Source organism: Sulfurimonas sp. ST-27 (assembly GCF_048081595.1).
GTDB lineage: Bacteria > Campylobacterota > Campylobacteria > Campylobacterales > Sulfurimonadaceae > Sulfurimonas > Sulfurimonas hydrogeniphila.
Window position 1 is genome coordinate 271528 of sequence record NZ_CP182226.1, and the last position, 25475, is coordinate 297002.

22 protein-coding genes, 5 tRNA genes and 1 pseudogene are annotated in these 25475 nt (G+C 37.9%); 26 read left to right on the forward strand and 2 right to left on the reverse strand.

Annotated features, from left to right (window positions below; genetic code table 11):
* Nucleotides 1-2 precede the first annotated feature (2 nt).
* The 9 genes and pseudogenes from ACM66U_RS01475 (at nucleotide 3) to ACM66U_RS01515 (ending at nucleotide 7920) form a co-directional block, all read left to right on the forward strand.
* Entirely contained in the window at nucleotides 3-881 is an 879-nt protein-coding gene (locus tag ACM66U_RS01475) for an NAD-dependent epimerase/dehydratase family protein (protein WP_151901167.1), read from the forward strand.
* A complete protein-coding gene (locus ACM66U_RS01480; protein WP_230973269.1) occupies nucleotides 847-1995 on the forward strand; it encodes a glycosyltransferase family 4 protein in 1149 nt (382 codons plus the stop codon). Before ACM66U_RS01475 ends, ACM66U_RS01480 begins: the two co-directional genes overlap by 35 nt.
* Nucleotides 1992-3083 (forward strand): glycosyltransferase, encoded by a 1092-nt coding sequence (locus ACM66U_RS01485; protein WP_151901166.1) that lies wholly within the window; start codon nucleotides 1992-1994, stop codon nucleotides 3081-3083. The genes ACM66U_RS01480 and ACM66U_RS01485 overlap by 4 nt, the downstream gene beginning before the upstream one ends.
* Nucleotides 3080-4372 (forward strand): exopolysaccharide biosynthesis polyprenyl glycosylphosphotransferase, encoded by a 1293-nt coding sequence (locus tag ACM66U_RS01490; protein WP_151901165.1) that lies wholly within the window; start codon nucleotides 3080-3082, stop codon nucleotides 4370-4372. The genes ACM66U_RS01485 and ACM66U_RS01490 overlap by 4 nt, the downstream gene beginning before the upstream one ends.
* Nucleotides 4369-5562, forward strand: coding sequence for an O-antigen ligase family protein (locus tag ACM66U_RS01495; RefSeq protein ID WP_151901164.1), 1194 nt, complete (start codon nucleotides 4369-4371; stop codon nucleotides 5560-5562). Before ACM66U_RS01490 ends, ACM66U_RS01495 begins: the two co-directional genes overlap by 4 nt.
* Nucleotides 5563-5566: 4 nt before the next feature.
* Nucleotides 5567-5887: a thioredoxin family protein gene (locus ACM66U_RS01500; protein WP_151901163.1), complete on the forward strand. Its 321-nt coding sequence runs from the start codon at nucleotides 5567-5569 to the stop codon at nucleotides 5885-5887.
* Between the two features lie 91 nt (nucleotides 5888-5978).
* Nucleotides 5979-6488, forward strand: coding sequence for a PAS domain-containing protein (locus ACM66U_RS01505; protein WP_418640968.1), 510 nt, complete (start codon nucleotides 5979-5981; stop codon nucleotides 6486-6488).
* A 247-nt stretch (nucleotides 6489-6735) separates the two neighbouring features.
* Nucleotides 6736-7452: pseudogene (locus ACM66U_RS01510) on the forward strand (methyl-accepting chemotaxis protein); the annotation flags it as partial.
* 81 nt (nucleotides 7453-7533) lie between these two features.
* Entirely contained in the window at nucleotides 7534-7920 is a 387-nt protein-coding gene (locus ACM66U_RS01515; protein WP_418641423.1) for a CZB domain-containing protein, read from the forward strand.
* On the opposite strand, the gene ACM66U_RS01520 is transcribed toward ACM66U_RS01515, so the two are convergent.
* Both ACM66U_RS01520 and ACM66U_RS01525 read right to left on the reverse strand, forming a co-directional pair.
* Nucleotides 7910-8659: a TrmH family RNA methyltransferase gene (locus ACM66U_RS01520; protein WP_418640969.1), complete on the reverse strand. Its 750-nt coding sequence runs from the start codon at nucleotides 8657-8659 to the stop codon at nucleotides 7910-7912. The genes ACM66U_RS01515 and ACM66U_RS01520 overlap by 11 nt on opposite strands.
* A 12-nt stretch (nucleotides 8660-8671) precedes the next feature.
* On the reverse strand, nucleotides 8672-9400 hold the full coding sequence (locus ACM66U_RS01525) for a YaaA family protein (RefSeq protein WP_418640970.1): 729 nt from the start codon (nucleotides 9398-9400) through the stop codon (nucleotides 8672-8674).
* Between the two features lie 86 nt (nucleotides 9401-9486).
* Between ACM66U_RS01525 and ACM66U_RS01530 the strand changes: the two genes are divergently transcribed.
* From ACM66U_RS01530 to rpsL, 17 genes are all read left to right on the forward strand, one after another.
* Nucleotides 9487-10269, forward strand: a complete 783-nt coding sequence (locus ACM66U_RS01530; protein WP_418640971.1) for an MBL fold metallo-hydrolase — start codon at nucleotides 9487-9489, stop codon at nucleotides 10267-10269.
* Nucleotides 10270-10324: 55 nt separating this feature from the next.
* Nucleotides 10325-10401 (forward strand) — tRNA-Thr (locus ACM66U_RS01535).
* A 61-nt stretch (nucleotides 10402-10462) separates the two neighbouring features.
* Nucleotides 10463-10547, forward strand: a tRNA-Tyr gene (locus tag ACM66U_RS01540).
* A gap of 7 nt (nucleotides 10548-10554) precedes the next feature.
* Nucleotides 10555-10630: transfer RNA gene (locus tag ACM66U_RS01545), tRNA-Gly, on the forward strand.
* Nucleotides 10631-10782: 152 nt separating this feature from the next.
* A tRNA-Thr gene (locus tag ACM66U_RS01550) sits at nucleotides 10783-10857 on the forward strand.
* A gap of 90 nt (nucleotides 10858-10947) precedes the next feature.
* On the forward strand, nucleotides 10948-12147 hold the full coding sequence (gene tuf, locus ACM66U_RS01555) for an elongation factor Tu (protein WP_151901157.1): 1200 nt from the start codon (nucleotides 10948-10950) through the stop codon (nucleotides 12145-12147).
* 45 nt (nucleotides 12148-12192) lie between these two features.
* Complete coding sequence (rpmG, locus tag ACM66U_RS01560; protein ID WP_151901156.1) at nucleotides 12193-12345, forward strand: 50S ribosomal protein L33; 153 nt, start codon at nucleotides 12193-12195, stop codon at nucleotides 12343-12345.
* A gap of 143 nt (nucleotides 12346-12488) precedes the next feature.
* A tRNA-Trp gene (locus ACM66U_RS01565) sits at nucleotides 12489-12564 on the forward strand.
* 71 nt (nucleotides 12565-12635) lie between these two features.
* Nucleotides 12636-12815 carry a preprotein translocase subunit SecE gene (gene secE, locus ACM66U_RS01570; RefSeq protein WP_151901155.1) on the forward strand — a complete coding sequence of 60 codons (180 nt, stop codon included), beginning with the start codon at nucleotides 12636-12638 and terminating at the stop codon, nucleotides 12813-12815.
* A gap of 10 nt (nucleotides 12816-12825) precedes the next feature.
* A complete protein-coding gene (gene nusG / locus ACM66U_RS01575; protein WP_418640972.1) occupies nucleotides 12826-13353 on the forward strand; it encodes a transcription termination/antitermination protein NusG in 528 nt (175 codons plus the stop codon).
* Between the two features lie 112 nt (nucleotides 13354-13465).
* A complete protein-coding gene (rplK, locus tag ACM66U_RS01580; protein WP_151901153.1) occupies nucleotides 13466-13891 on the forward strand; it encodes a 50S ribosomal protein L11 in 426 nt (141 codons plus the stop codon).
* Between the two features lie 64 nt (nucleotides 13892-13955).
* On the forward strand, nucleotides 13956-14648 hold the full coding sequence (rplA, locus tag ACM66U_RS01585; protein WP_418640973.1) for a 50S ribosomal protein L1: 693 nt from the start codon (nucleotides 13956-13958) through the stop codon (nucleotides 14646-14648).
* 217 nt (nucleotides 14649-14865) lie between these two features.
* Nucleotides 14866-15351: a 50S ribosomal protein L10 gene (gene rplJ, locus ACM66U_RS01590; protein WP_151901151.1), complete on the forward strand. Its 486-nt coding sequence runs from the start codon at nucleotides 14866-14868 to the stop codon at nucleotides 15349-15351.
* A gap of 180 nt (nucleotides 15352-15531) precedes the next feature.
* On the forward strand, nucleotides 15532-15903 hold the full coding sequence (gene rplL, locus ACM66U_RS01595; RefSeq protein WP_151901150.1) for a 50S ribosomal protein L7/L12: 372 nt from the start codon (nucleotides 15532-15534) through the stop codon (nucleotides 15901-15903).
* A 213-nt stretch (nucleotides 15904-16116) separates the two neighbouring features.
* Nucleotides 16117-20262: a DNA-directed RNA polymerase subunit beta gene (rpoB, locus tag ACM66U_RS01600; protein WP_346389247.1), complete on the forward strand. Its 4146-nt coding sequence runs from the start codon at nucleotides 16117-16119 to the stop codon at nucleotides 20260-20262.
* Nucleotides 20255-24775 (forward strand): DNA-directed RNA polymerase subunit beta', encoded by a 4521-nt coding sequence (gene rpoC / locus ACM66U_RS01605; RefSeq protein WP_151901148.1) that lies wholly within the window; start codon nucleotides 20255-20257, stop codon nucleotides 24773-24775. Before rpoB ends, rpoC begins: the two co-directional genes overlap by 8 nt.
* 253 nt (nucleotides 24776-25028) lie before the next feature.
* The gene (rpsL, locus tag ACM66U_RS01610) at nucleotides 25029-25403 is read left to right on the forward strand and encodes a 30S ribosomal protein S12 (protein WP_151901147.1); all 375 of its coding nucleotides are present in this window, start codon (nucleotides 25029-25031) and stop codon (nucleotides 25401-25403) included.
* Nucleotides 25404-25475: the final 72 nt, after the last annotated feature.

Below are 25475 nucleotides of genomic sequence, written 5' to 3' on the forward strand. Positions count from 1 at the left end.
GAATGAAAAAAGTTTTAATAACAGGCAGTGACAGTTTTACAGGAAAACATTTGGCACACTATCTTGAGAAACATGGGTATGATGTTTATGGAACTTCTCTCTTTCACGAGAATGAAAAACAGTTTCAGTGTGACATAACCGACAAAAATGCCATTGAAAAAGTTTTGCAGGCTGTGCAGCCTGAGTATTTGATTCATCTTTCGGGTATCTCTTTTAGTGCACACGGCAACAGTGAAGATTTTTATAAAGTAAATACTGTCGGAACAACAAATATTTTAGAAGCCTTATGTCAACTTGATACAAAACCTGAAAAAGTAATACTGGCAGGCAGTGCAACAGTCTATGGCAATCAGGGTATTGGCGTTTTGGACGAGTCTTTATGTCCAAAGCCTGTAAACCATTACGGTGCGAGCAAATACGCTATGGAGTGTCTGGCACAAAACTATTTTGAAAAATTACCCCTTATAATAACCCGTCCTTTTAACTATACAGGAACAGGGCAGGCAGAAAATTTTTTAATACCAAAAATAGTCAGTCACTTTAAAGCGGGCAAAAAGAGTATAGAACTCGGCAACTTACATGTAAGGCGTGAATTTAACGATGTCAGTTTTGTGTGTGAAGTATACAAAAGGCTTTTAGAATCCGAAAAAAAATCCGAAATACTCAATATATGTTCAGGAAGAGGAATAAAGCTTTTGGATGCTATAGCAATGATGAATAAAATTGCCGGATATGAAATTGAAGTCAGAATAAACCCTGCTTTCGTCAGAAAAAATGAAATCGAATCTTTAACAGGTTCTGCAGAAAAACTTTTTTCTGTTGTTGGTACAGTACAACAAAAAGAGTTTGAAGATACTTTGCGAGATATGTTTGAAGCCTAAAATATTAGTTGACGCTGTTGCATTGCTTTCTCCTTTGACCGGTATAGGAAGATATACGTATGAAATTTCAAAAAATCTACAAAGCTCCACACAGATAAATACATTTTTTTATTATGGATACGTTTCCAAAGAAATTTTAGAGGATCAAAAGACTCACTCAAGACCACTTAAAAGTATTAAAAAAATTCTTGCAAAAAACACTTTTTTAAAAAAAGCAGCAAGAAAACTGTTAAAAATATACAGTTCGGTGAATTTTTCAAGTTATGATTTATACTGGCAGCCAAATTTTATACCCAATGAGAATGTAAAAGCAAAAAAAATTGTAACCACCGTACATGATTTTTCCTTTATACTTCATAGAGATTTTCATCCAAAAGAACGGATTGAATATTTTGAAAAGAATTTTTTTAAAAATATTATTCTGAGTGACATGCTCATTACAGGCTCCAACTATTCTAAAAATGAAATACTGCAAAGACTCAATTTTGATGAAGAGAAAGTAAGAGTAATCTATCATGGAATCAATCATCATGTATTTAAAGTAAAAAAAGAACTTTCGCTGCCTTTTGCTTTGCCTGAGAAATTTATATTGAGCGTTGGCAGTATTGAGCCAAGAAAAAATCTTAGAGGGCTTCTTCAGGCTTATGATGCTATGGATGACGCTATAAAGAAAGAGTATAAACTTGTGATGGTTGGATTTAAAGGATGGCAAAACAAAGAGTTAATGCAGATTATTCATAAAAATCAAGACAATATTGTTTATCTTGGTTTTATCAGTGATGATGAACTGGCAAAAGTATATAATCTGGCTTCACTTTTTGTTTTTGCCTCTTTTTATGAAGGTTTTGGATTGCCTCCTTTGGAAGCACTGGCTTGCGGAACGCCTGTTGTAAGTTCAAATTCGAGTTCAATGCCTGAAGTGTGTGGTGATGCGGCACTCTATTTTGACCCCTGCAATATAGAAGAGATGCAAGAAAAAATAGAACTTCTTCTGTATGATAAATCTCTGCAAAAAACACTTATTGACAAAGGTTTGCAAAGAGTAAAACAGTTTACATGGGAAAAATCGGCAAAAGAGCATCTGTCAGTTTTCAAAGAGGTACTAAAGCAGTGAAAACAGCAATAGTACATGACTGGCTGGTAACAGATGCCGGTGCAGAGAAAGTTTTGCAAGCTGTTTTGGAGATATATCCTGATGCCGATATTTTTAGTCTGGTGGATTTTTTGGATGAAAAGGAGAGAAAAAATGTGTTACACGGCAAATATGCGTACACTTCTTTTATACAAAAATTTCCCTTTGCAAAAAAACATTTTCGTAACTATTTGCCACTTTTTCCGGCCGCAATTGAAAGTTTTGATCTGCAAAAGTATGATCTTGTCATCAGTAGTTCCTGGGCAGTTGCCAAAGGCATCAAAAAGAGTAAAAACCAAATGCATATCTCCTATTGCTATACGCCTGTTCGGTATGCCTGGGATTTATATGATGAATATACAGGAAGCTTGAAACAGCCAAAAAAGTTTTTAGTGCAGGCAGTTTTGCAATACATTCGCAGGTGGGATCTCAAAACTCTGAATCGAGTCGATTACTTTATAGCCGATTCAAAATTTGTACAGCAGAGAATCAAAAGAATTTATAGTAGAGATTCTGTTGTAATATACCCTCCGGTAGATGTAGAGACTTTTACTTTGTGTCAAAATAAAGAGAATTTTTATTTGAGTGCTTCAAGACTGGTACCGTATAAAAAAACAAAACTGATAGTAGAGGCATTCAATGCCATGCCTGACAAAAAACTTGTTGTGATAGGTGAGGGGGAAGAGTACAGTGCCATAAAAAAAATCGCAAAACCCAATATAATACTTCTTGGCTACCAGGAAAAACCGATACTAAAAGAGTACATGCAAAAAGCAAAAGCTTTTGTATATGCGGCGGTAGAGGACTTTGGCATTGTTCCTGTAGAGGCACAGGCATGCGGAACACCTGTGATTGCTTTAGATGAGGGTGGTACGCATGAAACAGTTTGTGAGGGTATTACCGGCATCCATTTTAAAAAACAAACAGTTTTGGATATAATTGAAGCAGTAGAGCGTTTTGAAAATATGGGCTTTGATGCAAAGCTTATATCCAAACATGCACAGATTTTTAATAAAAAAAGATTTAAAACAGAATTTCAAACTTTTGTAGAAAGAAAGCTGGCAAAATGAAAACTTACATCTCCCATATGATAATTATTGGTATTGATTTGCTTGCTTTGACAGTGCTGTTTTACATCACTGCTTTTTTCTTTCCTCACTCCGAAGAAATTGCTTTGGGGGATTTTTTATTTATTATTTTTATTATTTTTATTTTATTTGTATATGAAAAAATTTATACGCTCCATTATGATTTTTGGCAGGAAACCTATAAAATTTTAAAGTCCCTTGTTTTGGCATTTTTTCTGGTGATGGCGATATTGGCACTTTTAAAAACTTCTTTTGCGTATTCAAAAATATTTATTACTACCTACTTTTTTTTGGGTCTTTTTTTACTGCCGGTGGTAAAACGGCTGGAAAAAAGAGTTCTTTATTCTTTTGACTGCTTTAAAAAAAATGTTTTGCTGCTGGGGAATACGGTACAAATCAGAACACTAAAAAAAGAGTTTCAAAAAAACTGGTATTTGGGAATGAAAACAAATAAGAGATTTTATGATATTGTGATTATTCCTTCAAAGGGTATGAACCCCCAGGAGATGGACAACACCATCACCAAATATCTCAATGAAAAAAGTGCTGTTTATGTTGTTCCCTATGTGACAAGTATTGATTTCGCAAATTCCGTGATTATGGATTATACCAATGTTCGGGTAAATACCATTCGTATAGAGAACAAACTGCTTTTAAAGCAAAATGTATATATAAAGTATATTTTTGATTATCTCCTGGCATTTGCAGTATTGCCGATATTTCTGTCTGTGCATTTTTTTGTCGCTTTGGCTGTTTTATTAGAATCGAAAGGAAAAATCTTTTTTAAACAGGAGCGGTTGGGGAAAAATAACAAAATTTTTAAATGCTACAAGTACAGAACAATGTATGAAAACTCTGATGCACTGTTGCAACAGTATCTTACAGAACATCCCGAAGAGATTGCCTACTATGAAAAATATCATAAATATAAAAATGATCCGCGTATAACAAAAGTAGGGAAATTTTTACGAAGCAGTTCTCTTGATGAACTGCCTCAGGTTTTGAATGTGTTGCAAGGGGAGATGAGCTTTGTCGGACCCAGACCGTATATGCTCAGTGAAGCAGAAAAACTTGGAAAACTGCGAGAACTTATTTTAAAAGTAAAACCCGGCATTACCGGGTTATGGCAGGTAAGCGGCAGGAATAATTTGACATTCAGACAAAGAAGCGAACTGGAAGTCTGGTATATCAAAAACTGGTCTCTGTGGGCTGATCTTGTAATTTTGGTCAAAACGGTAAAAGTTGTTTTAGCAAAAGTTGGTGCTAAATGACAAACAGGTATATCAATTATTTAATTATTCTTTATGCATTCAGTTTTCCGGTATCAAAAGCAGCTGTGAACATTTTGGAAGCAGTCATACTGCTTTTGTGGATATACGAGGGAAACTGGAAAGAAAAACTGAGACTTTTACAGTCGAGTCTCTTTATCAGAGTGTTGGGACTGTTTCTGCTTTACAGTCTGCTGTCTGTTATGTGGGCGTCAGATACCGAATTCGCATTGCAATATATCGGAAAATACCATCATTTTTTATTGATACCTGTGGTATATACTGCATTGCAAAAGAGATACATTCCTTATGTTTTTTCAGCTTTTGTACTCAGTGTGTTTGTGAGTGAACTGATGTCCTATGGCATTTTTTTTCATCTTTTTACCTATAAAGGGGCAACAGCCCAGTTCCCGACACCGTTTATGCACCATATTACCTACAGTGTGATTTTGGCGTTCACAGGTACAATTCTGCTTACAAATGTATTTACAGCAAAAGAGTATAAATACAAATTTTTTAATATACTCTTTTTTATTACGGTCACTGTAAATTTATTTATCAACGGCGGAAGAACAGGACAGATTGCTTTTATGGCTTTGATGGCACTGTTGCCTTTTTTATTGATAAAGCATAAAATAAAAGCGGCTGTTTTGGCTTTTTCTATTATATTTACAAGTTTTTTTCTTGCCTATACATACTCCGATAATTTTACTGTACGGATAGATCAGTTTAAAAAGGGAGTGACAAAAATATTTAATAACGATGACTATACAGACCAGGGAGGTATGCGGGCTGCCTTGTGGATAGTCGGGGCAGACCTGTTTATGCAGCATCCAGTAACAGGAACGGGAATAGGCAATGCAATGAAAGAGGCAAATTTGGTGGCTTCCCAGCACGGCTTTAAGCATAGAAACATGAACGAATTTGCTGATTATCACAATATGTTTCTCAATGAAGCAGTAGAACTTGGCAGTATTGGTCTGTTGCTTGTTCTTTTTATGCTGTATGCCCTGTTGAGACTTAAATTTGCAACACAACAATACTTTATACTCAATACTATGTTTGTATTGAGTTTTATCATTTTTTCAATGACACATAACACATTGCATCTAATGAATCCCATGGTCTTTTTTGCTTTGTTCAGCGGTCTTTTTTTAGGAATATCAAGAATAGAAAATCATCAGAAAGGATAAATTTATGAACACAATAGAAAACATAGAAAAAACAATACAAGAAAATCCGGCAGTAATGCTCTACTTCTCTGCGCCTGCATGTAACGTATGCCATGCGCTCAAACCAAAACTGCTCGAAGCGATAGATAGAAATTTCAAAGAATTTACCATTGTAACGGTTGATATTTCAGTTGAGCAGGAAATAGCGGCACATTTTAGTGTTTTTGCAATTCCTACGATACTCGTTTTTTTAGACGGCAGGGAATTTTTGCGAAAATCCCGTCATATGAGTGTGGATGAGGTTATTCGGGAGATACGCCGTCCTTATGAAATTATGATCTCTTAATATCCTTTTGTAATATTATATAAAATAATACAATGTTTGTAAGCTTCTTGTAACCTTTTTAACATATAATTATCTTTTGAAAGGATAAGCAGTGAATAAAATTGTTCCGAGAAATAACGAAATAACACTCGCAGAAGATGAGTTTATAGTTTCTAAAACTGATACAAAAGGAAAAATTCTTTACGGGAATAAAATTTTTATAAAGATTTCCGGTTATAAAGAAAAAGAGTTGCTTGGCCAGCCCCACTCAATACTGAGACATCCTGATATGCCTAAGATTATCTTTAAACTGCTTTGGGAGAGACTCAAAGCGAAAAAAGAGATATTTGCCTATGTGAAAAATCTCTCCAAAGACGGTTCCTATTACTGGGTATTGGCAAATGTCACAGTCACTATGGGAAAAAACGGAGATGTTATTGATTACCATTCTGTAAGGCGTAAACCCTCTGCCAGGGCAATGGCGGTCATTCCGGAGCTTTATGCACAGTTGCTGCAGGAAGAAAAAAGGTCAGGAATGGCTGGCTCAAAACAAATGCTTGACGCACTACTCCATGAAAAAAGGACAGGGTATGATGATTTTATCTTCCATTTACAGCACTAAGCAAACACTTTCTCTCTATATGCTTTTAGGTGCCATATTGATTTACACATTGGTTACAGGACAGTATATATTTGCATGAGCAGTATTTGCCGGACTTATCTCAACATTGCTTTTATCACTCGCATCAGGTGATATCTGCGATAAAATCTTCCAGGATGAGTTGGTTCGACAGATCAGAGATGTGCTTCTCAAGGCTGGCAAAGGAGAGCTTTCTTATAGAATTACAAACATACCTGATACCCATATAATGCAGGGAGTTGCATGGGGAATCAATGATTTGCTTGATCAGACAGAACAGTATATCCGTGATGTGATTGCTTCGATTGAAAATGCAAATGCGGGATATAGCAACAGAATAATCTATGAAAACGGATACAGAGGAGAATTTCTTGCATCCATTCCTGCGCTCAACCATGCCATTACGTCTATAGGAGTATCTCACAAAGCTGCACAAAAAACAAACCTGGGAGAAGTCTTTGATGTCAACAGTAATGGGGGTGTGACACGTGGACTGAATATTATTCAAGAAGATATATCTGATAATCTGGACATATTGCAAAGAATTGCACACAGTACACAAGAGACGGCAGAGGAAGCAACAGAGTCCAAAGTTGTGGTGAATAATATTACAAACAGGCTGGAAGAACTTATCACACTTATTACAAATTCAGATGAAGTCATTCGTGCTTTGAATGAACAGACAGGTGAAATCAATACTATTGTTGATTTGATTAAAGATATTGCAGACCAGACAAATCTGCTGGCACTCAATGCTGCTATTGAAGCAGCGCGTGCCGGAGAGCACGGGCGAGGGTTTGCTGTAGTAGCCGATGAGGTAAGAAAACTGGCAGAAAGAACGCAAAAAGCAACCCAGGAAATCTCTATTACAACCAATACACTCAAGCAGGAAGCGGATGATATCCAAAACAACTCTATGCAGATTACTGATCTTGCAATGCGTTCCCAAGAAGATGTTTCAAAATTTAACAATACACTCAACAGCTTTGCAAACAAAGCAAATGAATCAGCATATGAAGCTGTATTTATGTATGACTCACTCTATACCAGTCTGGCAAAAGTAGACCATATTATACTCAAGCACAAAGCCTACAAGGCGCTTTTGGATGAAAATGAAGCAATGGCAAAAGAGTTTGTTGATTACAATAAATGCAGAATGGGACAATGGTACAATACCGATGCAAAACAGAAGTTTGGACATACAAAAGCCTATAAAGAGCTGGGAAATGTCCATAAGAGAGTCCATGATAAAATATTTGAAGTAATGCGCTGTGTGCCTGAACATACCTGTATTACGAAAGAAAACCAGGATAATGTTATAAGCGGATTTAAAGATATGGAAGAAGCGAGTTTTAAGATGTTTGATCTCTTTAGAGCAATGGTAAGAGAAGGTAACCCCAAGGTTACGCTTTAAAGGCAATCAGTGATGCCGTAACGGCAACATTGAGTGATTCTACACCTCTGTTCATGGGAATAGAGACAGAATCATTGCAGAGTTTTTCCACTGCATCACTGACGCCTTCGTTTTCATTTCCCAAAACATAGACGGTTTTTTTATCTTCTCTGATATCGTTGAGAGCAGTTTTTGCATGGGAGGAGAGCGAATAGATTTTTGCTTCTTGAAGTTGCGGCAATATCTCTTCAAGTGTATTACAAAAGTAGACAGGCAGTTTAAAAAGCGTGCCGGCACTTGCTTTGACAACAAGAGGAGAAATTTTTGCCGAGTTCTTCTTTGGCAGAATGATACCGTCAATATTTCCTGCAGCACACGAACGTATAATCATTCCTAAATTTTGCGGATTTTGTATACCGTCAAGTGCAATGAGTCTGTATTGCTGCAGTTCTTTTATTTTGTTTACATGTAAATATGTTTTAGCAACTATATCAATGGCTACTCCCTGATCCTGTTTCGCATTTTTGCTTATGCGTGAAAGAGCGGCTTTGTTATGTTTCACTGTTTCGATATTACGCTCTTTTGCAAGTAAAAGAATCTTTTTTATTGCTCCGTCAGGTTTGTTTGAATCTGCCAGATGCAGTTTGTGAATTTCAATAGAACTGTCTTGGAGTATTTCTACAACGACATTTCTTCCGTACAAGGTAATGATTTTTTCAAAAAAAGCTTTTTTTTCTTTATACTCTTGAGAGTCTTTCATATTGTGTTTCTCCTATTCTATTATATTGTATACAATTTCTTTTTTTAGTTTTTGCTCTGTAATCTCGTGAACCTGTAAATTTTCTATCTCAAGTTTCATAAAATCATTCAGAGAGTTTACACCGGCTTTTGCAATTTCACGCAAAACAATTCCCCGATAGGCTTTTGCCCAGTGTGAAACTGTTTTTCCGTTTTTTAAAAATTTCAGTGTTGTATGCGGTTGCGTGAGTTTGTAAAATTTATTATAATAGCCTGCCCGTAAATCTAAAATATCATTGCCTCCAAGATATAAATCAAGCTGGTAGGAAAAACGTTCTTTGTAAAATTTATCCGGTGCAATATCACCGATACTGTTTCCCTGTTTGACTTTATAGTTTGCAATCACATCACCACCGAGTACAGGACCGTAAAGATTTGAAAATATAAGAGTATTGTTTTTGAGATGCTCTTGCGCATTTTCACTGAGTTCATCGTATTTCAGGTAGTCATAGGCTACACCCTGATAGCGTTCTATCGCACACATCAAAGCAGAATTGTATATGTCGTTTATGTAAGGCCGGCATTCACTGAATTTTTTAAAACCAAAAAGTTGTTTTATTTTTTCTTCATTAGCACTTAATACTATAGTATTATAAGCGTCCAAAATTTCTTTCCTTGCATTTAATGCACCAAAAAGGTCTTTTGCTTTTTCGTTTCCGCCGCTCTTTTTCCCTTCTGATGGAGAAAATAATATTTTTAACATTATTTATATACCTTTGTAAAAACTGTTAATGCAATTATATCTACATAAATGCTATAATATTTCCAAAACAGCAAAAAGTGTATAAAATGTATGAAAACAGCATAAAAATTTTAGGTGCCTATGGAACTAAAGCCAAAGGTTTTGGAACAACATCCTTTATGTTGGATGCCGCAACTGTGATTGATGCCGGAAATCTTTTAAATGCTTTGGCCGAGAACTCTTTACATGTAGAGTATATTTATTTAACACATTCTCACCTTGATCATATAGCGGATATAGCTTATATTGTAGACAACTATTTTTTACAAAGAAGAAAAACTTTGCATATCATAGGCTTGCCCCAAACAATACAGGCATTAAAAAAACATTTTTTTAATGACATAATATGGCCGGATTTTTCCAAAATTCCTTTGGAAGGCTCAGAAGAAATGAGCATCAGATACAGAGATGTACATTGTAACGAGACATATACACTCAATAACAAAACAACTATTATGCCAATTGAAACGGACCATACGGTTCCGAGTTGCGGCTATATTTATAAAGTAAACAACAAAGGTGTACTTATAACGGCAGATACACTCTCTCTTGAAAATATTATAAACAGACTGAACAATGACAGAGAAATAAAGTCGCTTGTTATTGAATGCTCTTTTCCTTCAAGTATGGAAAAACTAGCAAGAGTAAGCAAACACCTGACACCAAAACTGCTTTTTAAAGCATTGCAGAAATTACAAAGAGATGATATAAGACTCTATATTAACCATATCAAACCGTCATATTTAAAAGAGATTACTGAAGAAATAGAAGAATTTGGGAGAAATTTTAGGCCAATTATACTAAAAGACGGTGATTTTATAAATTTCTGAGAAAAACCCTTGACATTGAATTTGTTTTGCACTATAATTCTGGCTCAAATTCGATGCCGACATAGCTCAGTTGGCTAGAGCAGCTGATTTGTAATCAGCAGGCCCGGGGTTCAAATCCTCGTGTCGGCACCATTGAATTTTGAATATTAGAAACAGTGTTAGACCAGAATATGATACAGTAAGTATCACGGATGGTGGGATAGTCAAGTGGCCAACGACGGCAGACTGTAAATCTGCTCCCTATGGGTTCAGAGGTTCGACTCCTCTTCCCACCACCACTCATATGCGGGTGTAACTCAGTGGCTAGAGTTCCTGCCTTCCAAGCAGGCTGTCGAGGGTTCGAATCCCTTCACCCGCTCCATCTGAGATTCTGGAAGCTGAAGTATAATTTCTATCTTACTTCATACAATCTGTATATTTGTAAAATATATATTTATATAGAATACTCTAATCACAAAAAACTAATATTAAAATAAAAGAATTATTCAATTATTGCTTAATATAATCTCGTTTGCTCTCGTGGCTCAGGGGTAGAGCACTTCCTTGGTAAGGAAGAGGTCGGCGGTTCAAATCCGCTCGTGAGCTCCATTTAAGTAAAATTATGTTTTAATTAAGCAATAATTGAATGATTTTTGGGTATAATTCCATTTCAATTCAAAATTAAAGTCGGAGAACATTATGGCAAAAGAAAAGTTTGAACGTAACAAACCCCATGTTAACATCGGTACAATTGGTCACGTTGACCACGGTAAAACAACATTAACAGCAGCTATCACTGCAGTACTTGCAGTTAAAAATGATGCAAAATTTATGGATTATGATGCAATCGATAATGCACCTGAAGAAAGAGAGCGTGGTATCACGATCGCTACTTCACATGTAGAGTATGAAACAGACAACCGTCACTATGCACACGTTGACTGTCCTGGTCACGCGGATTATGTTAAAAACATGATTACAGGTGCTGCACAAATGGACGGTGCTATTCTTGTTGTTTCTGCAGCGGATGGCCCAATGCCACAAACTCGTGAGCATATCCTTCTTTCAAAACAAGTTGGTGTTCCGTACATCGTTGTTTTCATGAACAAAGAAGATATGGTTGATGATGAAGAGTTGTTAGAGTTGGTTGAAATGGAAATTCGTGAACTGCTTGATATGTATGAATTCCCGGGTGATGACACTCCAATCACTGCAGGTTCAGCATTAAAAGCTCTTGAAGAAGCAAAAGCAGGTACTTTGGGTGAATGGTCTGAGAAGATTGTTGAGCTTATGAAAACTGTTGATGAGTATATTCCTGAACCAGAACGTGAAACTGATAAAGATTTCTTAATGCCTGTTGAAGATGTTTTCTCAATCTCTGGTCGTGGTACAGTTGTTACTGGACGTATCGAGCGTGGTGTTATTAAAGTTGGTGAAGAAGTAGAAATCGTTGGTATCCGTGATACACAAAAAACTACTGTAACCGGTGTTGAAATGTTCCGTAAAGAAATGGAGCAAGGTGAAGCTGGTGACAACTGTGGTATTCTTGTTCGTGGTATTGCGAAAGATGAAGTTGAGCGTGGTCAAGTACTTTGTAAGCCGGGTACAATTACACCTCACACTAAATTTACTGCAGAAATCTATGTTCTGAGTAAAGATGAAGGTGGTCGTCATACTCCATTCTTCAATGGTTACCGTCCACAGTTCTACGTACGTACAACAGATGTAACAGGTGCAATCACTTTACCAGAAGGTACTGAGATGGTTATGCCAGGTGATAACGTAAGCATCACTGCTGAGTTAATTCACCCAATTGCAATGGAAAAAGGTACTAAGTTCGCTATCCGTGAGGGTGGACGTACAGTTGGTGCCGGTGTTGTTGCAGAGATTCTTGCATAATTAGCCTTTGGCTAATATGCAAAATCCTTTAAAAGGTTCCTTAATATGAGAGAAGCAATACACTTGGGTTGTGAGAAATGTACAAGACGTAATTATCACACAACAAAAAACAAAAAGACTCACACTGAGAAATTTTCAGTACGTAAATACTGTAAATGGTGTAAAGAGCACACAATTCACAAAGAGATGAAACTGTAATAACAGTTCATTTTTTTGTAACAAATGAAGGCACTAGTGCCGCGGGCTTCCTGCCGAAGGAAACTCAGCGTTAGCGTAGATATCGGGACTTGTTCCGATGTCGTCACTATTAAATAATTGGTGCCTAAATTTTGTAAAAATTTAGGCGTATAGCTCCAATGGTAGAGCACCGGATTCCAAATCCGGGTGTTGGGAGTTCGAGTCTCTCTACGCCTGCCACACATTTATTATAAGTAGAGCAGATCTGCTTTATTTATAACAAATGACATTTCAATATATGGAAAAGATAGATGAATTTAAGTAAAGTAATAAGTAACGCAAGACTGGAACTGAGCAAAGTTATCTTTCCTACCAAAAGTCAGGTAAAACAGGCATATATAGCAGTTGTTATTGTAGTTTCTGCAATAGCAGCATTTCTTGCATTGGTTGACTTGCTTATGTCATCTGTTATGTCTGCAATTTTAGGTTAAGGAGTAAAAAATGGCACATCAATGGTACTCTATACAGACCTATGGCAGTGACAGAACAGTGAGAGATGCAATCTTTAATATGATAGAAGAACATGGTCTGCAGGACCATATTACTGATGTAATAGTTCCTACAGAGGATGTTATTGAAGTAAAAGACGGAAAGAAAAAGGTGAGTGAGAGATCTTTGTATTCCGGTTATGTGTTCGCCCGTATAGATTTAAATACAGAAATTCAGCATATGATTCAGTCAATACCGAAAGTATCAGGTTTTATCGGGGAGGGAAACACGCCTACACCTTTGAGCGAACATGACATTAATGTTATTTTGGATCGTGTGAACAACCGTGCTGCACCAAAACCAAAAGTATTTTTTGATAATGGTGAAACGGTACGTATTATTGACGGACCTTTTGCCAACTTTACGGGAACAGTTGATGAGTATGACCTTGAGCACGGCACTCTTAAGCTAAATGTTTCAATCTTTGGCAGAGCTACTCCTGTAGATATTTCTTACACACAGGTAGAAAAAATAATCTAATCAAGAACCCTGCTACGCTAAGGCTAGGTTTTAATTTTTTGAAACTTAACCTTAGCGTAGTAAACTGGACCTCGTTTGGATTACGTAATTAAATAATGAAAAAGGACAAAAAATGGCAAAAAAAGTCATGGATTATATCAAGCTACAAATAGAAGCTGGTAAAGCTAACCCGGCTCCACCAGTAGGACCTGCATTAGGACAACGTGGTGTTAATATCATGGAATTCTGTAAAGCATTCAATGAAAAAACAAAAGATAAAATGGGATTTAAAGTTCCTGTTATTATTACAGTTTACAATGACAGAAGTTTTTCTTTTGTTACAAAACAACCACCTGCTTCTGAACTTTTAATGAAAGCAGCCGGACTGAAAAAAGGAAGTGACAATCCTCTTAAAAATAAAGTTGGGTCATTAACTCGTGCACAGCTTATGGAAGTTGTAGAAGCTAAAATCGAAGATTTAAATACTGACGACAAAGAGATGGCTGCAAATACTTTGGCTGGTTCTGCCCGTTCAATCGGTATAGAAATAAAAGACTAGTAAAAACAATCATCGACCACAGTGATTTCAAAATTATGTGGCAGAATTAATATGGAGATTTGTAATGAGCAAAAGATATAAACAATTATTAGAAAAAATTGACAAAACAAAATCATACAGTGTAGAAGAAGCTTCTGCAACAGTAAAAGATTTAAAAAGTGCAAAGTTCGATGAAACAGTTGAAATTGCAATGAACTTGAATGTAGATCCTCGTCACGCAGACCAAATGGTTCGTGGTGCTATCGTTCTTCCTCATGGAACCGGTAAAACAGTTCGTGTTGCTGTATTTGCCAAAGGTGCCAAAGCTGATGAAGCAAAAGCTGCAGGTGCAGACATCGTTGGAACTGATGATTTGGTTGCACAAATCAAAGAAGGTATATTTAACTTTGATGTTGTTGTTGCAGCACCTGACTGTATGGGTCTTGTAGGTCAAATTGGTCGTATTCTTGGGCCAAAAGGATTGATGCCAAATCCTAAAACTGGAACTGTAACACCTGATGTTGCAACAGCTGTGAAAAATGTCAAAGGCGGCCAGGTTAACTTTAGAGTTGACAAAAAAGGTAATATCCATGCCGGTATAGGGAAAGCAAGCTTTGAAGCTTCTCAAATAGCAGAGAATTTAACAACATTTCTTTCTGCAATCAATAAACAAAAACCTGCCTCTGCAAAAGGGCGTTATATTAAAAATGCAGCATTGAGTCTAACTATGAGTCCTGCAGTTAAACTTGATGTTGTAGAGTTGGCAGATATCAAATAAACGGGCTAAAGCCCCTCATAGGAAAAAACCAAATTTTTTCCTATGCTGAAATAAAAGTTTTTATTGTAGTATAAAATATATATTACAATAAAGATTTTCATTTTGGAAATCTGAATTACTTGGACTAAAGATAGTTGGGGGTATCTGCCGTGTCGGCAGTGAACTTAATCGTACCTTTCGCCCCGCTTGAAGTTATGTCTGGAAAGGAGAACTATATATGCTTAAGTCAAAAAAAGCTGAAGTAATTGAGCAGTTAACTACTTCATTTGCCAATACTACGGCAGTTGTTATATGTGACTACAAAGGTTTAACTGTAAGTGAACTTGAAGAGTTGCGTAAATCTGCTCGTGCAAAAGACACAAGTGTTCAGGTTGTTAAAAATACTTTAGCAACAATTGCACTGAATAATGCTGAGATGAGTGGTGTTGAAATCAAAGATACAAATATTTTTATTTGGTCTGATGATGTTATCAATGCTGCTAAAATCGCGGCTGATTTCGCCAAAGATCATGACAAGTTCGTGATTAAAGCCGGTTATTTGGATAAAGAACCTGCAGACGTAGCTAAAATCGAAGCATTCGCCAAACTTCCTGGTCGTGATGAACTTCTCGGTATGCTTGCTGCTACCTGGATGGCTCCAATTACAAATATGGCAATTGGAATCGATGCTTTACGCAAAAAGAAAGAAGAAGAGGAAGCATAGTCTTTCACTTTTATGAAATGAGGTTACGATTTAAAATCGTTAATGGGAAAATCGTGCTGGCACGATGAGCCTCCCGCTGAGGGAAACCTAGTGTTAATGTAGATAGGAGAATTACTTCTCCTGTCGTCATTAACAAGTAAAAGGTTTCCTTAATTTTTGAAAAAAATAAAGGAGCTTAATATGGCTGTTACTAAAGAAGATGTATTAGAGTTTATTTCTGGACTTTCTGTTTTAGAATTATCTGAACTTGTTAAAGAGTTTGAAGAAAAATTTGGTGTTTCTGCACAACCTGTTGCTGTTGCTGGTGTTGCCGGTGATGCTGGCGCTGCTGCTGCTGAGCAGACTGAATTCAATGTTGTTTTAACTGATGTCGGTGCGAAAAAAATCGGTGTTATTAAAGCGGTTCGTGCTTTAACTGGTCTTGGACTCAAAGAAGCAAAAGAAGCATGTGAAAGCTTACCGTCTACAATCAAAGAGGGTGTAGATAAAGAAACTGCTGAAGAGGCAAAAGCTGCTTTAGAAGAAGCTGGTGCTACAGTAGAAGTTAAGTAGTCTTAACTTAAAAACAAAGAGGGTTTTGTCCCTCTTTTTTGGGCGCTTTAGCGAAGAGAACGGACTCTCTTGGCTAAAGTGCCCTTATGTCGTTTATAAGCACTATAAAAAAATCTCTTAATAGCTAAGAGTAAAACAATCTATCTGGTGACGACTGGATACGATATGCTTGAACTTATCAAGTCCCTAATTAACAACTTATCGAGGTAGCCTATGTTAAACACTTTATATTCCGGAAACCGTCTTCGTATAGACTTCTCTAAAACTCCTCAAGAAATTGAAGTACCAAATTTACTCCAACTGCAACAAAGCTCATATGATACATTTTTAATGTTAAATGCAAAAGACAGAGCGACAAGCGGTATTGAAAAAGTTTTTCAATCTGTTTTTCCTATTCATGATGCACAAAACAGATTAACTGTTGAATATATCGGTTCTGAAGTCACGAACCCAAAATATACCGTTCGTGAATGTATGGAAAGAGGACTTACCTATGCAGTAAGCCTTAGAATGAAAACACGCCTTATTTTGTGGGACAGAGATGAAAACACAAAAGAAAAACTTGGTGTAAAAGATATAAAAGAGCAGAGTATATTTGTTCGTGATATTCCGCTTATGACCGATAGAACTTCTTTTATTATCAACGGCGTTGAACGCGTTGTAGTCAACCAGTTACACCGATCACCTGGTGTTATCTTTAAAGAAGAAGAGTCAACTACTGCAGGAAACAAATTAATTTACACCGGACAGATTATTCCTGACCGCGGTTCATGGCTCTATTTTGAGTATGATCCTAAAGATATTCTCTATATGAGAATCAATAAACGTCGTAAAGTACCTGTAACAATCATGTTCCGTGCTTTGGGATATTCCAAACAGGATATTTTAAAACTCTTTTACCCGATTCAGACAATAAAAATCAATGACAATACTTTTTCTATGGATTTTAATCCGAAAGATTATGCAACACGTATCTCTTATGATTTGGTTGATATGAACGGTAAAGTGCTTGTTGCTGCAGGCAAAAGACTTTCAAGCAAAAAAGTACAAAAACTTTTAGATGACGGTGTGAAAGAAGTTCAGTATCCTTTGGAAATACTCTTGGACAGATATTTGGCTGAGCCTATCATTGACCCGGAAACAGGGGAAGTGTTATTTGATACAATGACACATATAGATGAGACCAAATTAAAGAAAATGGCTGAAATCGGCGTAACAGAATTCAAAATTGCCAATGATATTGCCGAAGGTGTTGACAGTTCTATTATCAACGCATTCAATGCCGATACAGATTCTCTGAAGCTTTTAAAACAGACAGAAGATATTGAAGATGAGAATGATTTGGCTGCGATTCGTATCTACAAAGTGATGCGTCCGGGCGAGCCTGTAACCAAAGAGGCTGCAAAAATATTTGTAAACCAGCTTTTCTTTGATCCTGAGAGATATGATTTGACTCAGGTTGGTCGTATGAAAATGAATCACAAACTTGGAATGAATATTCCTGAGTATGTGACTGTTTTAACACACGAAGATATTATAGAGTCTGTAAAATATGTTATTAAAGTAAAAAACGGACAGGGTCATCTGGATGACAGAGACCACTTGGGTAATCGTCGTATTCGTTCCATCGGTGAATTATTAGGAAATGAATTACATAACGGTCTTGTGAAAATGCAAAAAGCAATTCGTGACAAGCTCTCTACTATGAGCGGACCGATGAATGAGCTTATGCCTCATGATTTGATTAACTCAAAAATGATTACCTCTACAATCATGGAATTCTTTTCAGGCGGTCAGCTTTCTCAGTTTATGGACCAGACAAATCCACTTTCTGAAGTGACACACAAACGTCGTCTTTCGGCTCTTGGTGAAGGCGGTCTTGTCAAAGAACGTGCCGGATTTGAAGTACGTGATGTCCATCCTACACATTATGGCAGAATCTGTCCTGTTGAAACGCCGGAGGGACAAAATATCGGTCTTATCAATACACTTGCAATGTATGCAAAAGTAAACGAGCATGGATTTATTGAAGCTCCTTACAAAGTAATGAAAGACGGAAAAGTTACTCATGAAATAGTTTATCTGACGGCAACACAGGAAGAGGGTAAAAAAATTGCCGCAGCTTCTAACAAACTGGATGAAAACGGCCAGTTTATTGAAGACCTGATTGCTGTAAGACAGGACGGGGAAATCCTTTTACGTGATCCCAAAGAGTGTGAATATGCAGATCTCTCTTCACAGATGGTTGTCGGTGTAGCCGCTTCACTGATTCCGTTCTTGGAGCATGATGATGCCAACCGTGCACTTATGGGATCAAACATGCAACGTCAGGCAGTGCCTCTTTTACGTGCAAATGCACCAATGGTCGGAACGGGCGTTGAAAAACTGGTTGCCCGTGATGCATGGGAATGTGTCAAAGCAAAGCGTGCCGGTAAAATTGAAAAAGTTGACGGTAAACACATTTATGTGATGGGTGAAGAAGACGGCGAAATCTTTATTGATTATTATCCGTTACAAAAAAATCTTCGAACTAACCAAAACACCTCTTTTACACAAAAACCCATTGTAAAAGTCGGTGAAATGGTAAAGAAAAACCAGATCATTGCCGATGGTCCAAATATGGACAAAGGGGAACTGGCGCTTGGTGTCAATGCAATGGTTGCTTTCATGCCGTGGAACGGATATAACTTTGAGGATGCCATAGTCATCTCAGAACGTTTAATCCGTCAGGATGCATTTACCTCGGTACATATTTATGAAAAAGAGGTCGAAGCCCGTGAATTGAAACACGGTGTCGAAGAGATTACCCGTGATATCCCGAATGTTCGTGATGATGAACTGGCACATCTCGATGAATCAGGTATTGTCAAAATCGGTACAAATGTCAAAGGCGGTATGATTCTTGTCGGAAAAGTTTCTCCAAAAGGGGAAGTGAAACCAACACCTGAAGAGCGTCTTTTACGTGCGATATTCGGTGAAAAGGCCGGTCATGTCGTCAATAAATCACTCTACTGCCCGCCGTCAATGGAAGGGGTGGTTGTAGATATTAAAGTATTTACAAAAAAAGGTTATGACAAAGATCCCCGTGCATTGGAACTTGAAAAAGAGGAGAGAGACTACCTTGAACGCGAGCATTATGACAGACTTATTATGATAGATAAAGAAGAGATGCTTCGTGTGACAAAACTTCTCACCCGTGAACCGTTACAGAGTGACATCAAAATAGGTGATACCGAGTATAAGGCCGGAGAAAAAATCAATGGAGATGATTTAAAAGAAGTAAACCGTTTTGCTATGAATGCAATCGTCAAATCTTTTTCACAAGAGATTCAGGATGAGTACAACAAAACGAAAAGTCATTTCCAGAAGCAAAAAAGAGTTTTCAGAGATGAACATGAAGAGAAACTCACTATATTGGAAAAAGACGACATTTTACCAAACGGTGTTGTGAAGTATGTAAAAATCTATATAGCGACAAAACGTCATCTCAAAGTCGGTGACAAGATGGCCGGACGTCACGGAAACAAAGGTATTGTTTCTATTATAGTTCCTGAGGTAGATATGCCGTATATGGAAGACGGACGTTCTGTTGATGTCTGTTTGAATCCGCTTGGTGTACCTTCTCGTATGAATATCGGTCAGATTTTGGAAATGCACCTCGGTATGGCAGGTCGTGAACTCGGCGATCAGATACAGGCAGAGTTTGACTCAAAACAAAAAGACTATATACAAAATCTTCGTGCAAAAATGATCGAAATAGCTGATGTTGCAGGAATGATGAAAGCTTCTGAAGTAATCGGAAATATGAGTGATGAAGAGTTTCTGATCCATGCAAGAGACTGGGCCAAGGGTGTTAAATTTGCTGCACCTATTTTTGAAGGGACAAATGCTGAAGAGTTTGAAAAACTCTACAAACTGGCAAATATGGATGCTGACGGCAAACGTGTACTTTATGACGGAAAAACCGGTGAGAAGATGAAAGAGCGTGTCAATGTCGGTTACATGTACATCTTAAAACTGCATCACCTGGTAGATGAAAAGATCCATGCCCGTTCAACCGGACCATACTCGCTTGTTACACAACAACCGGTTGGTGGTAAAGCACTCTTTGGTGGTCAAAGATTCGGTGAGATGGAAGTCTGGGCACTTGAAGCATATGGTGCTTCAGCAGTTCTAAAAGAGATGTTGACTATCAAATCAGATGATGTTGATGGTCGTGTTCGTGCTTACAAAGCACTTACAAAAGGTGAATTGGTACCAGAATCTGGTATTCCTGAAACACTATTTGTATTAACAAAAGAGCTGCAGGCATTGGCTCTTGATGTAGATATTATGGACGAGGTAGAAGACGATGAGTAAATTAGTACCGGTAGAAGTAACAGAAGACAGCAGACCAAAAGATATAAAACAGCTCCAGTTCCGTTTGGCATCCCCTGAAAAGGTAATGTCATGGAGTCACGGAGAGGTTAAAAAGCCAGAAACTATTAATTATCGTACTTTAAAACCTGAGCGTGACGGTTTGTTTTGTGCAAAAATCTTTGGACCTGTAAGGGACTATGAGTGTCTTTGCGGCAAGTATAAAAAGATGCGCTATAAAGGTGTGGTATGTGAAAAATGTGGTGTTGAAGTAACATCTACAAAAGTACGTCGTACACGTATGGGACACATTGAATTGGTGACTCCGGTTGCACATATATGGTATGTAAGTTCACTGCCTTCTCGTATCGGTACGCTGCTTGGTATCAAAATGAAAGATTTAGAGCGTGTACTCTATTATGAAGCGTATATCGTTGAAGAGGGCGGAGAGTCCTATTATGATGCAGAGGCTAAAACTCCGGTTTTAAAATATGATGTTTTAAACGAAGAGCAGTACCGTACACTTGTGCAGAGATTTGGTGAGCTTGGTTTCAAAGCCCGTATGGGTGGTGAAGTGATTCGTGATTTATTGGATTCTATTGATTTGGTTGACCTTTTTACTAACTTAAAAGAAGCTATTGGCGAAACAAAATCTGAGGCAAAGAAAAAAACGATTAACAAACGTCTGAAAGTTATTGAGTCATTTTTAAATTCAGGCAACAACCCTGCCTGGATGATGCTGACTGTGCTGCCGGTTCTCCCACCGGATTTACGTCCGTTGGTATCACTTGACGGCGGTAAGTTTGCCGTATCTGATGTAAATGATTTATATCGCCGTGTTATTAACCGTAACCAGCGTCTTAAGCGTCTTGTAGAACTTGAAGCACCTGAAATTATTGTCAGAAACGAAAAGCGTATGTTACAGGAGTCAGTAGATGCACTTTTTGACAATGGTCGTCGTGCAAATGCGGTAAAAGGCGCAAACAAACGTCCTTTGAAATCTTTAAGTGAAATCATTAAAGGAAAGCAGGGGCGTTTCCGTCAGAATCTTCTTGGAAAGCGTGTTGATTTTTCCGGACGTTCTGTCATTGTTGTCGGACCAAGTTTGCGAATGGATGAGTGCGGACTGCCGAAAAAAATGGCACTCGAACTCTTTAAGCCGCATTTGATTGCCAAACTTGAAGACAAAGGTTATGCAACAACGGTAAAAGCTGCCAAAAAAATGATAGAAGAAAAAACAAATGAAGTTTGGGAGTGTCTTGCAGAGATTGTTGACGGGTATCCGATTATGCTCAACCGTGCACCGACACTGCATAAACTTTCTATTCAGGCGTTTCACCCTAAACTGATAGACGGAAAAGCAATTCAGCTTCACCCATTGGTTTGTGCGGCATTTAATGCCGACTTTGACGGGGATCAGATGGCTGTACACGTACCGCTTTCTTCTGCTGCCATAGCTGAATGTAAAGTGTTGATGCTGGCTTCTATGAACATTTTGCTTCCTGCATCCGGAAAGGCTATTGCTACACCTTCTCAGGATATGGTACTAGGTATTTACTATCTTTCACTTGAGAAAAACGGTGTGAAGGGTTCTAACAAACTTTTTGCAAATGTTGATGAGATCCGAATTGCTTTAGAACATGACGCACTTGACTTGCACGCTAAGGTTAGAACACGTGTTGACGGACGTATTATTCACACAACTGCAGGTCGTCTTTTGATTAAGGCAATTCTTCCTGATTTTGTTCCGGCTGAGCTTTGGAACAAAGTAATGAAGAAAAAAGCTATTAATGAGATTGTTGATTATGTACAAAAACACGGGGGAATTGGCATCACTGCATCTTTCCTTGACCGTTTGAAAGATTTGGGTTTCAAGCATGCGACAGAAGCCGGTGTGTCAATTTCAGCGGATGATATTCGTGTGCCTGATATGAAACCTGCAAAAATTGCAGAGTCTAAAGCAAGAGTCATTGAGATTCAAAAACAGTTTGAAGCGGGACTTTTGACTGAGCAGGAACGTTACAATAAGATCATTGATGTCTGGACAGATACAAACAATACACTTGCAGCAGAAATGATGCAGCTCGTACAGACGGACAAAGACGGTTTTAACTCTATTCATATGATGGCAGATTCCGGTGCTCGTGGTTCTGCAGCGCAGATTCGCCAGCTTGCCGGTATGCGTGGTCTGATGGCAAAACCGTCAGGAGAAATTATTGAAACACCGATTATTTCTAACTTTAAAGAGGGTCTTAATGTCATTGAATACTTTATTTCAACACACGGTGCGCGTAAAGGTCTTGCAGATACGGCACTTAAAACTGCCAATGCAGGGTATTTGACTCGTAAACTTGTTGATGTTGCACAAAATGTTAAAATCGTTGAGCATGACTGTCATACGCACGAAGGGATAGAGATTTCTGATATATCTGATCAAAATACATTGATAGAATCATTGGAAGACAGACTCAACGGTCGTGTTCTTGCGGATGATGTTATTGACCCTATCTCCAATGAAATTCTTTATGCTGAGGGAACACTTTTAGATGAAGTTTCTGCAAAAGTTATTGCTGAGTCAGGTATCAAAACAGCGGTAATCAGAACACCGACTACATGTAAAAGCGAAGAAGGTGTATGTGCCCTGTGTTATGGTGTGAACCTTGCAACCGGATATATTGTTCGTCCTGGTGAAGCGATAGGTATTATTGCGGCACAGTCTATCGGTGAGCCTGGTACACAGTTGACACTGCGTACATTCCACGTTGGTGGAACGGCATCTTCTACTGCACAGGAACGTCAGGTTGTTGCAGAAAAAGAAGGTTTTATACGTTATTACAACCTTAAAACGTATAAAAACAAAGAGGGTAAAAATATTGTTGCCAATCGCCGTAATGCGGGTGTTTTACTGGTTGAACCAAAAATCAAAGCACCGTTTGCGGGAACTGTTGAGATTCAGACGATTCATGATGAAGTCATTATCAGTGTAAAATCCGAAGATGAAACTGTTCGTTATTCACTGCGTAAGCTTGAAATAGCGAAGCCGAATGAACTTGCGGGAGTCAGCGGACAGATTGAAGGAAAATACTATTTCCCTCATAAAAACGGGGAAAAAGTCGAGGCACTGGATTCTATTGTTGAAACAATTAAAGACGGATGGAACGTACCTAGCCGTATTCCGTATGCATCAGAACTTTTAGTTGATGACGGTGCACCTGTTACGAAAAAGATTCTTGCAAAAGAAGAGGGTACTGTGAAGTACTTCTTGCTCAAAGGGGACTACCTTGAGAGATTTGAAGGCCTGAAGTCAGGATATGAAGTTGTAGAAAAAGGTCTTTTTGCCGCTGTAATTGATACAAACAACCGTGAAGCGATTCGTCATTATATTGCACGCGGTTCAGTTATTGTAACAGATGACAATGAAAGTGTAGACAGAGATACAGTTATTGCGAAACCTTCCTCTGATGAATCAGTTGTGATCGCCGAATGGGATCCGTACTCTAACCCGATTATTTCAGAAGCTAACGGTGTTGTGAAATATGAAGATATCATTGTCGGAACAACTGCGAGTGAGCAGCTTGATGAGTTGACCGGTAAAACGCGTTTGATGATTAATGACCACATCTCTTCAGAGTATAAGCCTGCAATAGTACTGGCAACAGAAGACGGAGAACTTTTGCGTTATGCAATTGAGCCAAAATCATCTGTGTATGTTGCTGACGGTGCTGAAGTGAAAGTGGCTGACATATTGGCAAAAACGCCAAAAGCATTGCAAAAATCATCAGATATTACCGGGGGTCTTCCACGTGTATCTGAACTTTTTGAAGGTCGTCGTCCTAAAGCAACCGCACTGATTTCTGAAATTGACGGTGTTGTCAGCTTTGGAAAACCGCTTCGCGGAAAAGTAAGAATTATTGTCAGCAATGCAGACAACGGAATTGTAAAAGAGTATTTTGTTGACAAATCACATGAGCCGGTTGTAAATCCGGGTGACTTTGTGCATGCCGGTGAGCGATTGACTACGGGTATTTTATCTTCTCATGAACTTTTACGTATCATGGGTGTCAAAGCACTGTATAACTATCTTGTATCTGAAGTACAGCAGGTATATCGTTCTCAGGGGGTTAACATTGCCGACAAACACATTGAAGTCATCTTTACCCAAATGTTGCGTCAGGTAAAAATTGTAAAATCCGGCGATACAAAATTCATAGAAGGTGATTTGGTTTCCAAGGTGAAATTTACTCAGGAAAATGAAAAGATTATGCGTCTTGGCGGTCGTCCTGCGATTGCTGAACCGTTCCTGGTCGGTATTACCCGTGCGGCAGTTTCAGCTGACTCTATTATTTCAGCGGCATCATTCCAGGATACTACGAAAGTATTGACAGAAGCGGCAGTTTCGGCAAAAGTTGACAATCTTGAAAACCTGAAAGAAAATGTTATTATCGGCCGTACTATTCCTGTTGGAACCGGTATCTACAAAGATCAAAATATAGAATTTGAGATTGAAGAAGAGTAAAGGTTTCTTTTTATATTCAGAATATGAGCAAAGCCCATATTCTGATCACTGCGTTCGGCACTAAAGCTAGTCTCTTTACGAGAGCCAGAGTTTTTACATTAGTAATATGTGCACACTAATCTAAGATCCACTTTAATAATTCCTTAAAATAAGCTAACTTTAATTACAATTTTTGTATTATTTCGTGTCTATAACTCTCTAAAATTTTTAGTGAGTTTTATTCTACTGGAAAATTTAAGAAAAAAGGAATTGTATGCCTACAATCAATCAATTGATTCGTAAAGAGCGTAAACGTGTGATTAAAAAATCAAAATCACCTGCTCTTGACTCATGTCCACAGCGTCGTGGTGTATGTACACGTGTTTACACAACTACACCTAAAAAACCTAACTCGGCTTTAAGAAAAGTTGCCAAAGTCAGATTAACTTCCGGTTTTGAAGTTATTTCATATATCGGTGGTGAAGGTCACAACCTTCAAGAACACTCAATCGTTCTTGTACGTGGCGGTCGTATTAAAGATTTACCGGGTGTGAAGTATCATATCGTTCGTGGTGCACTTGATACTGCCGGTGTTGCTAACCGTATGGTTGCCCGTTCTAAATACGGAACTAAAAAACCAAAAAAATAATCTGAGATTATTTTTTTAACTATATTCAAAAATAGCTACAGGATTAATCTTAAGTGATTAATTTTGAGTAAA